Origin of the sequence: Bradyrhizobium sp. 190 (assembly GCF_023073415.1) — a bacterium.
Lineage (GTDB): Bacteria > Pseudomonadota > Alphaproteobacteria > Rhizobiales > Xanthobacteraceae > Bradyrhizobium.
Map to the genome: position 1 here is coordinate 55,827 of NZ_JADPJL010000085.1, position 13,072 is coordinate 68,898.

General features: G+C 62.7%; 14 protein-coding genes and 1 pseudogene. 14 read left to right on the forward strand and 1 reads right to left on the reverse strand.

The window, feature by feature from the left end:
• Positions 1 to 2: 2 nt before the first annotated feature.
• The 4 genes from rdgB to IVB22_RS40690 all read left to right on the forward strand — a co-directional run bounded on the left by rdgB (position 3) and on the right by IVB22_RS40690 (position 3,984).
• On the forward strand, positions 3 to 632 hold the full coding sequence (gene rdgB / locus IVB22_RS40675) for an RdgB/HAM1 family non-canonical purine NTP pyrophosphatase (protein ID WP_247522752.1): 630 nt from the start codon (positions 3 to 5) through the stop codon (positions 630 to 632).
• Positions 625 to 1,794, forward strand: a complete 1,170-nt coding sequence (gene hemW / locus IVB22_RS40680; RefSeq protein WP_247522753.1) for a radical SAM family heme chaperone HemW — start codon at positions 625 to 627, stop codon at positions 1,792 to 1,794. Before rdgB ends, hemW begins: the two co-directional genes overlap by 8 nt.
• Before the next feature lie 208 nt (positions 1,795 to 2,002).
• Complete coding sequence (locus tag IVB22_RS40685) at positions 2,003 to 3,112, forward strand: hypothetical protein (protein ID WP_247522754.1); 1,110 nt, start codon at positions 2,003 to 2,005, stop codon at positions 3,110 to 3,112.
• Positions 3,109 to 3,984: a hypothetical protein gene (locus IVB22_RS40690; RefSeq protein WP_247522755.1), complete on the forward strand. Its 876-nt coding sequence runs from the start codon at positions 3,109 to 3,111 to the stop codon at positions 3,982 to 3,984. The genes IVB22_RS40685 and IVB22_RS40690 overlap by 4 nt, the downstream gene beginning before the upstream one ends.
• 86 nt (positions 3,985 to 4,070) lie before the next feature.
• Here IVB22_RS40690 and IVB22_RS40695 read toward each other — a convergent pair whose 3' ends face one another.
• Entirely contained in the window at positions 4,071 to 5,279 is a 1,209-nt protein-coding gene (locus IVB22_RS40695; RefSeq protein WP_247522756.1) for a penicillin-binding protein activator, read from the reverse strand.
• Positions 5,280 to 5,512: 233 nt separating this feature from the next.
• Between IVB22_RS40695 and rsmI the strand changes: the two genes are divergently transcribed.
• From rsmI to IVB22_RS40740, 10 genes and pseudogenes are all read left to right on the forward strand, one after another.
• Complete coding sequence (gene rsmI, locus IVB22_RS40700; RefSeq protein ID WP_247522757.1) at positions 5,513 to 6,466, forward strand: 16S rRNA (cytidine(1402)-2'-O)-methyltransferase; 954 nt, start codon at positions 5,513 to 5,515, stop codon at positions 6,464 to 6,466.
• On the forward strand, positions 6,453 to 6,866 hold the full coding sequence (locus IVB22_RS40705) for a YraN family protein (protein WP_247522758.1): 414 nt from the start codon (positions 6,453 to 6,455) through the stop codon (positions 6,864 to 6,866). The genes rsmI and IVB22_RS40705 overlap by 14 nt, the downstream gene beginning before the upstream one ends.
• A 32-nt stretch (positions 6,867 to 6,898) precedes the next feature.
• Positions 6,899 to 7,846, forward strand: coding sequence for a glutathione synthase (gene gshB, locus IVB22_RS40710; protein WP_247522759.1), 948 nt, complete (start codon positions 6,899 to 6,901; stop codon positions 7,844 to 7,846).
• Positions 7,847 to 8,161: 315 nt separating this feature from the next.
• Positions 8,162 to 9,025, forward strand: a complete 864-nt coding sequence (locus IVB22_RS40715) for a hypothetical protein (protein ID WP_247522760.1) — start codon at positions 8,162 to 8,164, stop codon at positions 9,023 to 9,025.
• A 233-nt stretch (positions 9,026 to 9,258) separates the two neighbouring features.
• Positions 9,259 to 10,230: an MBL fold metallo-hydrolase gene (locus IVB22_RS40720; protein ID WP_247522761.1), complete on the forward strand. Its 972-nt coding sequence runs from the start codon at positions 9,259 to 9,261 to the stop codon at positions 10,228 to 10,230.
• Positions 10,231 to 10,493: 263 nt separating this feature from the next.
• Positions 10,494 to 10,676 (forward strand): hypothetical protein, encoded by a 183-nt coding sequence (locus IVB22_RS40725; protein WP_247522762.1) that lies wholly within the window; start codon positions 10,494 to 10,496, stop codon positions 10,674 to 10,676.
• Between the two features lie 144 nt (positions 10,677 to 10,820).
• A complete protein-coding gene (locus tag IVB22_RS40730) occupies positions 10,821 to 11,132 on the forward strand; it encodes a hypothetical protein (protein WP_247522763.1) in 312 nt (103 codons plus the stop codon).
• Positions 11,133 to 11,212: 80 nt separating this feature from the next.
• A pseudogene (locus tag IVB22_RS42250) lies at positions 11,213 to 11,311 on the forward strand (ATP-binding protein); the annotation flags it as partial.
• A gap of 253 nt (positions 11,312 to 11,564) precedes the next feature.
• Positions 11,565 to 12,038, forward strand: coding sequence for a tetratricopeptide repeat protein (locus IVB22_RS40735; RefSeq protein ID WP_247522764.1), 474 nt, complete (start codon positions 11,565 to 11,567; stop codon positions 12,036 to 12,038).
• Positions 12,039 to 12,327: 289 nt separating this feature from the next.
• Positions 12,328 to 13,068: a DUF4393 domain-containing protein gene (locus IVB22_RS40740; protein WP_247522765.1), complete on the forward strand. Its 741-nt coding sequence runs from the start codon at positions 12,328 to 12,330 to the stop codon at positions 13,066 to 13,068.
• Positions 13,069 to 13,072: the final 4 nt, after the last annotated feature.

The window sequence follows — 13,072 nt, forward strand, 5'->3', positions numbered from 1 at the left end:
ATATGCACCGTCGAATCACCGGCGCCCTCGTGATCGCGACCCACAATCCCGGCAAGCTCGCCGAGATGCGGGAATTGCTGGCGCCCCATGGCGTCGAGGCCGTTTCCGCGGGTGAACTCGGCCTCGGCGAGCCCGAGGAAACCGGCCAGACGTTTCGCGCCAATGCGGCGATCAAGGCGATCGCGGCCGCCCAAGCTGCCCAACTGCCGGCCTTTGCCGACGATTCCGGCCTCGTGGTCGATGCGCTGGACGGTGCGCCCGGCATCTACTCGGCGCGCTGGGCCGGCGAGGGCAAGGATTTCATGGCGGCGATGACGCGGATCGAGCGGCTGCTGCAGGAACGCGGGGCGACCACGCCCGACAAGCGAAAGGCGCATTTCGTGTCTGCGCTGTGCGTCGCCTGGCCCGACGGTCATCTCGAAGAGGTCGAGGCCCGCGCCGATGGAACTTTGGTCTGGCCGCCGCGCGGCACCGCCGGATTCGGCTATGATCCGGCGTTCCAGCCCGACGGGCACGTCAGGACCTTTGGCGAGATGACCTCGATCGAGAAACACGGCCTGCCGCCGATCGGCCTCGGCCTGTCGCACCGGGCGCGCGCCTTCGTCAAACTGGCGGAGATCTGTCTTGGCTAGTCGCGAGCGACCCCGCCCCAAAGAAGCCTTCGGCGTCTACGTGCACTGGCCGTTCTGCCTGTCGAAATGCCCGTATTGCGATTTCAACAGCCACGTCCGCCACGCGCCGATCGACGAAGAAAGATTTGCCCGTGCGTTTGCGCGCGAGATCGAAACGTCAGCAGCGCGCGCGCCGGGACGCACCGTCACGTCGATCTTTCTCGGCGGCGGCACGCCGTCGCTGATGCAGCCGCAAACCGTAGGCGCCATCCTGGATTCGATCGGCAAGCATTGGCGCGTCGCCGACAATGTCGAGGTGACATTAGAGGCCAATCCGACCAGCGTCGAAGCGACCCGGTTTCGCGGCTATCGCACCGCCGGTGTCAACCGTGTCTCGCTCGGCGTGCAAGCGCTCGATGACGCCTCGCTGAAGGCGCTCGGACGATTGCACAGCGCGCGCGAAGCGCTGGACGCGGTCGCGATCGCGCGCGCCGCATTCGACCGTTACTCGTTCGACCTGATCTACGCCCGCCCTGACCAGACCCCGCAGATGTGGGCGGACGAATTGAAGCTCGCGATTTCCGAGGCCGCCGAACATCTCTCGCTCTACCAGCTCACGATCGAGGAAGGCACGCCGTTCTTCGGCCTGCATGCGGCGGGCAAATTGAAGACGCCGGACGAGGCGGTTGCCCGCGCGCTCTACGATGTAACGCAGGAAGTCTGCGCGCATCACGGCTTGCCGGCCTACGAGATTTCCAACCACGCGCGCGCAGGCGCCGCATGCCAGCACAATCTGGTCTACTGGCGGGGCGACGAATATGCCGGCATCGGCCCGGGCGCGCATGGCCGCCTCGACATCGATGGTATCAGGCACGCGATCGCGACCGAAAAGCGTCCAGAGGCCTGGCTGATGCGCGTCGAGGCCAACGGCCACGGCGTTGTGACCGACGATTTTCTCAACAGCGAAGAGCGCGCCGATGAATTCCTGCTGATGGGATTGCGGCTTGCCGAGGGCATCGACCCCAAACGCTATGCGGCCTTGTCCGGCCGCGCACTCGACCCGAGCCGGATCGCCGTGCTCCGCGAGGAAGGCGCGATCATCGTCGACGCCGACGGAAGACTACGCGTGACAAAGGACGGATTCCCGGTGCTCGACGCCGTGGTGGCGGACCTCGCGGCGTAGCAAGAAACCGTAGCCCGGATGGAGCGCAGCGCAATCCGGGACAAGTATATCCGCTTGCGAGACCGTCCCCGGGTTACGCTTCGCTCCACCGGGCTACAAGCTTGGCGGCATAAAGGCTTTGATAAGCCAACGCGCAGGGACTTCGGGCATTGCCTGACAGAGTGTGGTAGATCGGTTCCGATTGCCCCGCCCTGCCCGAACGATGATCGTGAACGACCGGACCATAGCTCCCCCGATCCATGATCCCGACCTCGACCGCCGCGTCAAGGACGCCGGCGCGAGCAAGACCGTTTACGCCCTCGTCACACCAGAGACGGAAGCGGCGAAGAATTTCATCCTCGGCAATGCGGTGGATGGACCCGATGCGGCTCGCCGTCACCATCTTGAGCAATTCCGCGACGCGTGGACCGGCAAACAGTACGCCTCGCATGAAGCCTTTATCGAGCGCTGGATGGCATGGGCAGCACCTGTTGTCGCCATCGATGCGGGAGGTTTCGCATGGCGTTACCCGACCGCCGGCGGCAGCGAAGCGCTGTTTCATGTGATCGCAGCCTACGGCAACCGCGCCCGCGGCGAGCGCTTCAATCCGGAAGTTCATGTCTTGGCCGGCGAGTATGAAGGCTACAAGGCCTATGCCGAAGCTTGCGGCATCGCCGTGGTCGAACATCCCCGCGCCGACTGGCGAACGATCGGCCGGACGCTTCCCGCAACCGCGCTGTTCTGTCTGAGCCAGCCGTCCGCAATCGACGGCAATATGTGGCCGGAGGCCAACGAATTTCTTTCTCTGCTCGCTGCCGCAAGCGAGCAACCCCGCGTGCTGCTCGACGTCACCTATGTCGGGTCGATCGCCGAGACACCGTCTGTCCGCATTGCCGCCGACAGCCCATCCGTGCAGTCGCTGGCGTTCAGCCTGTCAAAACCGTTCGGGGTTTACTACGACCGTATCGGCGGCGTGCTGTGCCGCAAGGCGATGCCGAGCCTGTTCGGCAATCAATGGTTCAAGAACCTGACGTCGCTGCAGCTAGGCACAGCGCTGCTCGATCGTCACGACGTGTTCGACCTGCCCCGCCGTTACAAATCCGTGCAGCGCGAGGCCGCCGCGCGCATTGGCCACCGTCTCGGGCTGAAGTTATCGACGAGCGATGTGAGCGTGCTGGCGCAGGCGGAGGCTCACGCGACCACCGACCGCGAACTCGCCGCATTTCTGCGCCGGCCGGTCGGCGATACCAATGCATCGCTGCGGCTCTGCCTGACGCCGACCATGGCCGAAATGATCGACACGGCCGGGCCGATCGCTACTCCCGGAGCCACGCCGTGAAGAACCCGATCATCCTGACGAGCCGTGATGAGATTCACCGGCACGCGCACGGGCTCTGGCGCAGCGCGCCGATTAGCGCCTCGCACGCCGAGGGCGGTTTCATTCACGACATCGTCGAACAGTTCGCTAGCCTGCCGCGGCTGTTCTGCAACTCGACCGACGACCGGCTCGAGCGCGCCCATTTCTGCTCGTGGTGGGGCGTCACCATGAATCGCACCTACGACAATCCGGCCATCGAGGATCTCTATCGCCTGCACGAGATGTTCCACGCGGCCTTCATGCCCTATTTTCCCGGCATCGGCTTCGACGCTTTCCACCGCAAGATGGAAGACAACGAGCTGAAGGCCAGCGTCTGTTCGGAGATCCGGGTCTATTTCGAACTGCCGCATTTGCGCGAAATCGCCTTTCCGTATCCGATCTACGCCGACCGTTTCCTGTCCGATGCGTCGATGCAGACGCTCTGGCATAAGAACAAGCCGGTCGCGATCGAGACGCTGCAGGAAGCGCGGCGCGACGTGATGTTCTCGAAGCCCGAGCATGAAATGGATCTGACCGAGCGCTGGATCCGGCGCTTTGCGCTGCAGAACCGTCAGTGGTCGACGTGCTGGTACGATCGCTACGGCGAGATCGAGCAGCACATGTTCGAATTTCAGATCCGCGCGTTGCAAGGCGACCGCTCAGGCGCCATCCAGCAGCACGCCGCATGGATCGAGGCGCAAGCGGCGCAGGACGCAGACGATCACATCCCCTATCGTCAGGAAGCGGCGCTGTTCGCAAATATCTACTGGAGCAACCGACGTCGCTACGAAGCCGAATTCGCGACCGCGACGAAGATGCGTAGCCCGGATGGAGCGACGCGCTATCCGGGGTAAATCTACCAGCGGTCCCGGATTACGCGGAGCCTGTCATCGGGCGCGCATTCGCGCGACCCGTTGGCTCCCTCCGGGCTACGAAAAAATTACGCCCCAAAGCTTTTCGGCGATCCCGCAACCGGCGTGCTGCCGCCGCTGGCGGCCTTCATCACCGCAAGCCCGCGCTCATTGCTGCCGTCGGAGCGGAAGCGGAACAGGCCGTCGGTGCCGGCAAAGCCCGACGCGTTGGTCAGCGTCTCCGGCGCAAAACGTTGGCCGCCCTGCTTCGATAGCGCGGCGACGAGCGCGACCGCGTCATAGGCCAGCGTTGCGGTGCGCACGGGGTCGGCGCCATATTTGGCGCGGTAGCGGCCGGAGAAGGCGCGGAAGCCCGACGGATCCGGCGCGGCATAGAGCCCGCCCTGCAGCACGGGACTAGCATAGACGCGCGGATTGTCCCACAGCCCGGTGCCGAGCAACTGGATGTTGCGCAAGTTCGCACCTGCCGCCGTCAGCGCATCCGCCGTCGCCACGACGGATTCGCCGTCGTCGGCGATAAACAGCGCATCCGCCGAGCCGAGCGACTGCGCCACCGTCCGCGCCGCGGCCGAGCGATCGACGCTATATTTCTCGAAGGCGACGAGGCGTCCCTTGCGGCCGACTGCCTGCTTGAAGGCTGCTTCCACCACATTGCCGTAGGCGTTGTCGGGCAAGAGCGCCGCGAAAGATTTCTTTCCGATGCCGGCGGAATAATCGACGATCCGGTTGACGTCGGATTCGGGCAGGAAGCTGAGCAGATAGACGCCGCGTCCGGCGACGCTCGAGTCGGTTGAGAACGCGATCACCGAAACGCCGCGCGCGCGCGTCAGTTGCGCGGTCGCCGGCACCGAGGCTGCAAACAGCGGCCCCAGAATGATTTCCGCGCCCTCGCCGAGCGCCTGCTGGGTGACCTGCTGGGCGCCTTGCGGGGTGCCGCCGTCATCCTTGATCAGAAGCTGGATGTTCGGATCCTGGAATTCCGCCAGCGCCATCTCGGCCGCGTTCTTCATCGATTGCGCGGCGACGCCGGCATTGCCGGCGGCCGACAGCGGCAGAATCAGGCCGACCTTGACCTGACCGGTGCCGATCGCAAGCGGCTGTTGCTGCGGACCTGGGGGCCCCTCGGGCTGAGAGGGGCCGAACGGGTTGGAAATCTGGCTGCCGGAGCAGGCGCCGAGCAGCGGCGCGCCGAGAATAAGTCCGACCGCCGTCCGCCGGGTCGGTCCTGACAGCCGAGCATCCGGGGATCCAGGCTTGGGATTGAGCGGGCCTACCATCTTGTCTCTTCTCTTGACCGACCGCCGTCGGCCAGGATTCCGGCTTTCTGGGCCGAGGCACCTGAACCGCTACTGAACCCACACACGGGATTCTGCAATATTGTCGAGGATTAGTTAACCAAAACAAAAGGATTACGCCGCCGTCGGCCATTCGCAAGTTGCGTGGAACTTCCGCCTTGCCTCCGCGCCCGCCGGATATGGCGCTTGCACCAAGACCCCTCTAGATTGCCATTATGCGCGCAAAACCCAGTTCCAACTACGGGCCTGACACCGAACCGGGTTCGGCCAACAGAACATTTTTGATTGGCGACCACATCCTGAATGCCCCGAAGCCGGTTCCCGGCCTCTATCTGGTGGCAACCCCGATCGGCAATCTCGGCGACATTACCTTGCGCGCGCTGGAGACATTGGCCGGCGTCGACATCATCGCCTGCGAGGACACCCGCATCACCCGCCGCCTGACCGAGCGCTATGCGATCTCGGCGGAGCTCAAGCCGTATCACGAGCACAACGCGGCGATGGTGCGGCCGAAAATCCTGGAAAAGCTGGCGCAGGGCGCCTCGATCGCGCTGGTGTCGGATGCCGGCACGCCCTTGATATCGGACCCCGGCTTCAAGTTGGTGCGCGAGGTCTGCACCGCCGGCCATGCCGTGATCGCGGTGCCGGGCGCGTCCTCGGTGCTGACGGCGCTTTCGGTCGCAGCACTCCCCACCGACCGGTTTTTCTTCGAGGGATTCTTGCCGGCCAAGGAGGTCTCGCGGCGGACGCGGCTCACGGAGCTTGCCCGGATCGACGCCACGCTGGTGATGTTCGAATCCGGCAACCGCGTGCAGGACACGCTGGCCGATCTTTCCGACATCATGGGCGGGCGCGACGCCGCGATCTGCCGCGAACTCACAAAACTGCACGAGGACATCACGCGCGCCCCGATCGCCGATCTTGCGAAAGCCGCCGACGCGCTGGAGACGCGCGGCGAGTTCGTCCTCGTGGTCGGCCCGCCGCGCGCCGACGAAGGGGTCATGACGCAGCACGATCTCGACGACCTCTTGCGTGCATCGCTTGCGCGCGACAGCGTCAAGGATAGCGTGGCGCATGCGGTCGAGCTTTCCGGGCGGCCGCGCCGCGAGGTCTACGCCCGCGCGCTTGAACTCGCAAAAGAAACCAGAGGCGAGCATGGTGAAGACTGACGGCACGTTACCGCCGGACGCTGCGGCAAAGCTCGCCGCGCCCGAGCGGGTCGCGGCCTTCCGCACCGGACTTTCCGCCGAAAGCCGCGCCGCCGCCTTTCTGATGGCCAAAGGCTACCGCATTTTGGCAAAGCGCTTCCGTACGCCCTATGGCGAGATCGACCTGGTGGCGAGGAAGCGCAATCTGGTTGCCTTCGTCGAGGTCAAGGCCCGCGCCAGCCTTGACGACGCCGCCTACGCCGTGACGCCGCGCCAGCAGGGGCGCATCATCGATGCCGCCCAGGCCTGGCTGATGGCGCATCCCGAGCATGCCGAATTTGAGCTGCGATTTGACGCCGTCCTGATTGCGCCGCGGCGTCTGCCACGCCATCTGTTAGCGGCATTCGACGCCAGCCCTTAATAAGAATTCCTCCAGAGACCCGGACCCTCCCTATGAAACTGAATGTCGCCGTCCAGATGGATCCCATCGCGCGTATCAACATCCGCGGCGATTCGACCTTCGCGCTGCTCCTGGAAGCGCAGAAGCGCGGCCACAGCATTTCCTACTACACGCCGGACAAGCTCTCGCTGCGCGGCGAGGAGCTGGCGGCGCCGGTGCAAAAGCTTACGGTGCGCGACGAGATCGGCGACCATTTTACCTTGGGCGAAGCGAAGCGTGAGCCGCTGACCAATTTCGACGTCATCCTGCTGCGCCAGGACCCGCCCTTCGACCTCGCCTACATCACCTCGACGCACTTCCTCGAGCGAATCCACCCCAAGACGCTGGTGGTGAACGACCCGGCCTCGGTGCGCAACGCGCCCGAAAAGCTGTTCGTGATGAACTTTCCGCATCTGATGCCGCCGACGCTGATCTCGCGCGATCTGGATGAGATCAATTCATTCAGGGATGAACACGGCGCCGTTGTCATGAAACCGCTGCACGGCCATGGCGGCGCGGCGGTGTTTCGTGTGATGCCGCAGGACATGAATTTCGGCTCGCTGTTCGACATGTTCTCGGTTACCTTCCGCGAGCCTTGGGTGATCCAGCGCTTCCTCCCCGAGGTGAAGCACGGCGACAAGCGCATCATTTTGGTCGACGGCGAATTCGCCGGCGCCGTCAACCGCGTGCCGGCCCCCGATGATCTGCGCTCCAACATGGTTCGCGGCGGCGCCGCGCAGGCGACCGAGCTCTCCCCGCGCGAACGCGAGATTTGCGACACGCTGGGCCCGGCACTGCGCGAGCTGGGATTATTGTTCGTCGGCATCGACGTGATCGACGGCAACCTCACCGAGATCAACGTGACGTCGCCGACGGGCATCCGCGCGATCCAGCGGCTCAACGGCCCGGACGTGGCAGCAAAGATATGGGATACCATCGAGAAGAAGCGCAGCGGAAAATAATTTCCCTCGCAACTATCGTGCACATGAAGTGACGTCTTCAGCCGACTGGTTCGCTGCGACCTAACTTGACGGCATGATGTGCGGGCGCCTGCTGCCGGCTAAAATGGAGCCGAATCGGAGAGTCGCCGTGTCGTTCGACTGCGCCGCCGGCAGTGGCCCGCCGAATTCCAGGACGCCAGCGCCATGTCATCCTATATTCTTCCATCATTCGGCCATTCTTTGGACAAGACTGGGCACAGTGCCGGCGGCCGGTCGACCTGACGGAGTGTCGACCGCCACCTTCGGATGACATTGGACGAAAAACGGAAAGCGCCAATGAACTCCACACCTGATCCGAAAGAAAACAAACCCGACGATGCCCCCATCGCGCCCGCCGATGAAGGGCTCGCGCACGCCCACGAACAGATCAAGCGCGCGGACGAACAACTCACGCGTCTGACTGAACAGCTTGCAAGAATGGAGCGCGATGACGCGCGTCCACCCGCGGCCGGACCTGGCTCGGAAGGACCTGACTCGCAAGGACTTGGCTCGCAAGGACTTGGCTCGCACGAACCTGGCCCGCAACCACCACCAGGAGGAAGGCCGGCGCTCCTGACCCTCGTCGGCTTGTCCCTGGCGGCGTGCATCACTGTCGTTGCCCTTGTGGTTTTGCTGTTATCTTATGGCGACGGGCCCACGCTGATTGTCGCCCGTTGGGCGCCGCAGCCCGTTTCAACGCCATCATTGCCGCTGGAAAATCTGCCGTCTCCCGCGCCACCCGCTCCATCTACCTTCCAGGTGGCCGCGGCGGAGTCAGCGCCAGCGCAAGCAACACCACCGCAAGCAACAACCTTGGCACAAGCCGCACCGCAAGGCGCTGCGCCGGCAGCACCCGCGGCGCTTCCCGATCACACACAGTTGCTGCAAACGATGGCTCGCGACCTCGCGAATCTGGAGCGAAGCATCGAACAGCTCAAAGCGAACCAGCAGCAAATAGCCAGCGACAGTTCAAAAGCCATTGGGGAGCTCAAGGCGAGCCAGGAAGAGATAAAGCGCGTGCTCGCGAAGGTTTCCGAGCAGAACCCGCCCAAGACTTCGCAGTCTCCATCGCCGCCGACCCCAACGCTGCGCAAGCCCGAGCGGCCGCAGGCGCGAGCGCGACCTCGATACCCACGGGAGTGGATGTACGACGATTGGTAGCCATCATCTGCATCGCTCGCCACAACGGCGCGGCCGTCGCGGCAAATATCCGGGATGCCATCGAGAAGAAGCGCGGCACGCAATAACGCTGCGCTGCAGCCATCGCATTTTTACATTCCTGTCGTGCTCTCTCACCCTACTTGCCAATTTCGGGAAGCGGGAGCAGCCTGTAGCCGCGGATGAATCCGTCCGGGCAGCATGCTGCAATTCATAAAAACAGTGGAGGAAGACGTATGACGATGAACGTTTCGCGACGGTCTTTGCTTGCGCTTGGCGCCGGTTTGGGCGCCTCGACCTTTCTCGGCGGCAGCGCGCTGGCCAAGGCGCCAAAACTCGGAACGCAGACGCCCTACTGGCACCGCTTCATCCTCGGCGACGCCGAAGTGACCGTGGTCTCCGACGGCCCGCTGCCGCTTGGCGATCCCTCCGGCACCTTCACCGGCGTGCCGAAGGAGGAAGTGAAGAAGATGCTCTCCGACAACTTCCTCAATCCGGACAATGTCGTGCTGGAGCAGAACTCGCCGATCGTGAACACCGGCGACAGACTGGTCCTGTTCGACACCGGCATGGGCACCTCGAAAGCGTTCGGCCCGACCACAGGCCAGCAGCAGAAGAACATGGCGGCAGCCGGCATCAAGGCCTCCGATATCGACGCGGTGGTGTGCTCACACGCGCATATCGACCACATCGGCGGTCTTGTGGGGGCCGACGACAAGCCACTGTTCCCGAACGCGCAGGTCTACATCGCCCAGAGCGATTTTGATTTCTGGACCGATGAAGGCAAGCTCGGCAGCCCGCTGAAGGACTTCATCCTCCACGCCCGCAAGAACCTGATGCCGGTGCGCGACCGCATCGTGTTCATCAAGGACAACCAGGAATTTTTGCCCGGCGTCACCGCGCTCGCCGCCCCCGGCCACACCGTCGGCCACACCATCTTCATGGTGAGCTCGAAGGGCAAATCCTTCTGCTTCCTCGGCGACCTCTCCCATCACGCCGTGCTGCTTTTGGAGAAGCCGCGGATGGAATTCTCCTACGACAGCGATCCGAAGCAGGCGGCCTCCTCGCGGGTGAAGATGCTGGACATGTTGGCTGCCCAGAAGATCCCGGTCATGTCCTATCACTTCGCCTGGCCCGGCTACGGCCACGTCGCCAAGGCGGGCGACGGCTTCCATTACTATCCCGAGCCGATGAACATGCAGCTCTAGGGAGCCGACGTCCCGGGGGGCTGATCGACACGGCCGGCCCCCTGATCGGGCAATGCGCCGCCGGAAGCGCTCGTGTGCGCCGCTTGGACGTCTCTTCAGAGGATTCTATCGAAAGGGCCTGCCTTAGGAACAATCGTGGATCGCCGAAATTTGTTTTGCCTGAGCGAGAAAGCAGCATGAAACTCGTCGTGATCCTGTGCGCGCTGCCCAAATAATGCAGCCCGAATCTCGACAGCTTGGCAGCCGGTATGGAGGCCCAGCAAATGACCAAAGACTTCGTAGCTATTGGCGCTGGCATGCTCGTCGTGGGGCTGGGAGTGTGGAGCTTGTGGGGTAACCCGCAGAACGCGAGACCTGCGGAGACGCAGGAGGCGCGCATTCTCGCCGGCGATCCGGCGCAGAAGCTTGTCTCCGAGAAGAACCCGTACATGCGGACGGAGCGCTAAGCAGGAGCGAGGCGACAATGCCTCGACGATCCGGCGGCCGGTTTGGCCCGCCCCGGAAGCCGCCCTGCAGCGCTAGGGAGCGAACTCCGTTTAGCGTAAGTCTTGGTCAGCGAATCATGACCTATGCGATCCCGGAGAAGCCCATTGACCGACCAGCCGCCCGCCAAACCGTCCGACCTGATTTACGAGGACACCGGGGCCGCGGCGCCGTTGGTCTATTTCGATATCGTCGGCGCCTACGGCACCATGAACGGTTCGGTCGAGGTCGAGCTGGCGACCCGCATTCTGGTGCCGAAGCCTGACGGATCGACGGAGGTCAAATTCATCTCCTCCGGCCGCCTCCGCTGCAGCGCGAACGCCGCCACCAATCTGCGCAATGGCCTCGATGCGGCATTGAAGATGCTGGAGCAACCGCAAGCCAGCGCGGCGGCGATCGCGGCAGGAAAGCTGAATTAAGCGCCCTCTTCTGTTCCCTTAATGTTCTTGACTTACCCTCCGGTTCCCCGCTACCTTCGATTGCGGAACGAGGGGCAGGGATGGTTGCGCGGGTTTCTACCGTAGCCTTTGAGGGGATCGAGGCCCGCGCGGTCGACGTCCAGGTGCAGGTCGCGCCTGGATTGCCGGCGTTTGCCATTGCGATGCGTCAATGACAAAAGCTATGCGTTTCAGCCGGTCAGGATGTTCGAGGTATGCCGGCGCACCGCGTGAATGGGTCCCCTTTCGGAGCCTAAAATCCCCAAGCCTTCCCGTATGCGGGCTTCAAAATCTTGGACCCTTTAGGCCGCTGCTGCTCGGCTGAGGACTGGGGCGCGTCCTTGCCAGATGGTTCTTGCGAGCGAGCCCCCCTGTGTATAACGAAACTTCGATAGGTAACCGGGTGGAATGGGAATGCGACGGCTCGCGCCGCTCACGGTATTGCTCTGGTCCCTCGCGAGCTCTGCCTGCTTCGCAGGTGGAGACATTGAAGCTGGTTGGAACGCGTTTGCATCGAAGGACTTTCGAACAGCCATTAGGCTATGGCGTCCAATTGCAAAACACAGCGATGCTAAGGTTCAGTTCACGCTTGGCTTTCTTTACCGCGTGGGATGGGGAGCGCCACAGGACTTTGAGGAGGCTTATAAATGGCTACGCATGGCGGCTGATCGCGGCCACTCTTATGCCCAAAGCAATCTCGGATTTATGTACAAAGATGGTGAAGCCGTTCAGGCGAACAAAGTGCTCGCACACATGTGGTTAAACCTCGCCGCTTCAAATCCCGAGAATTCTGCAGCTGCGGAAGCGCGTGATAATTTGGCGAAGGAAATGACGGCGGCCCAGATAGCGCAAGCGCAGACATTGGCTCGGGAGTGGCGCCCAAAGTAGGGCCCTTTCAATTGAAAGACCCAGACCGGGCCAATAGCGGGTCCCATGAGCGTCCCTGAAATCCTTATGTTTGGTCGGGCTATGGCTTCAAAGCGTTCGGAGTAAAGGCCCGCTGCTGCTCGGCTCTGAGCATACGGGTCTCAGGCCGGATCAGGGGATACGCAAGACTGGTTACTTGATCAGCTTCCAGCTGCATGCCAATTTGACGGCAACTTCAATTACGTCGAGTTCATCCACCTTCCGTCATGGCGCGAGAAAAAGCATTCCCACCCGCTCTTACGAGGCTGGCATGATTGATATGGAAAATCTCGGGAAGCTTGTGCCTAAGGAAGCGCTCAACAAGCTCTATGACGACGCGCTTTCCGCCCCAGCGAAGCAGATAGGGAAGCTTGGCGAGGACGCCATGAAGGCCGCGAGATTGCTGCTCGCTCCGTTACAGCTTGCTGCCCTCGCCCAGGATCGTTTTGCCGCCATGATAGAGCGGATATCGAAGAATGTACCGCCGGAGCGCCGTATCGATCCTCCTGCGCAGGTCGTTGGGCCCGTAATTGAACACCTGCGGTTTATCGATGAGGACAGCCCCTTGTCGGCAATGTTCGAAGAAATCCTCACCAACTCAATTGACAAGGATGGTCAGGAAAAGGTTCACCCGGCGTTTCCGCAAATCATCTCGCAGCTTAGCCGAGACGAAGCGTGGATCCTCTTCAGACTGAGCGAAACAAGCTTCGCTGTGGTCGATCGTTTGGATTACGACCGCGCCACGAACCAGTTTTTAAATAGGGTCATCGTGAGCAGCACCCTTCCCAGCAACGAACTTTTTATGGGAGACAAGTTCGAGCTGTCGTTTGCGCACTTAGAGGCACTCGGCTTGGTCGCTTGGCCGGTATTGAAGCAGACTCCTATCATCGCAGCAAACGTGCAGGTTGGCGTTACACGCGATAGTTCGATGAAACTCACGGACCTTGGGAAGCTCTTTGTCAAAGCTGCTATCCCTGCAGCTGGGTTCGAGCGCTACGCGAAACGCAACTAGCGGA

Coding starts and splice junctions, on each gene's coding strand:
- rdgB (WP_247522752.1), top strand. CDS start 3: ATGCACCGTCGAATCACCGGCGCCCTCGTGATCGCGACCCACAATCCC.
- IVB22_RS40695 (WP_247522756.1), bottom strand. CDS start 5,279: ATGGTAGGCCCGCTCAATCCCAAGCCTGGATCCCCGGATGCTCGGCTG.
- rsmI (WP_247522757.1), top strand. CDS start 5,513: ATGCGCGCAAAACCCAGTTCCAACTACGGGCCTGACACCGAACCGGGT.
- IVB22_RS40705 (WP_247522758.1), top strand. CDS start 6,453: ATGGTGAAGACTGACGGCACGTTACCGCCGGACGCTGCGGCAAAGCTC.
- gshB (WP_247522759.1), top strand. CDS start 6,899: ATGAAACTGAATGTCGCCGTCCAGATGGATCCCATCGCGCGTATCAAC.
- IVB22_RS40715 (WP_247522760.1), top strand. CDS start 8,162: ATGAACTCCACACCTGATCCGAAAGAAAACAAACCCGACGATGCCCCC.
- IVB22_RS40720 (WP_247522761.1), top strand. CDS start 9,259: ATGACGATGAACGTTTCGCGACGGTCTTTGCTTGCGCTTGGCGCCGGT.
- IVB22_RS40725 (WP_247522762.1), top strand. CDS start 10,494: ATGACCAAAGACTTCGTAGCTATTGGCGCTGGCATGCTCGTCGTGGGG.
- IVB22_RS40735 (WP_247522764.1), top strand. CDS start 11,565: ATGCGACGGCTCGCGCCGCTCACGGTATTGCTCTGGTCCCTCGCGAGC.
- IVB22_RS40740 (WP_247522765.1), top strand. CDS start 12,328: ATGATTGATATGGAAAATCTCGGGAAGCTTGTGCCTAAGGAAGCGCTC.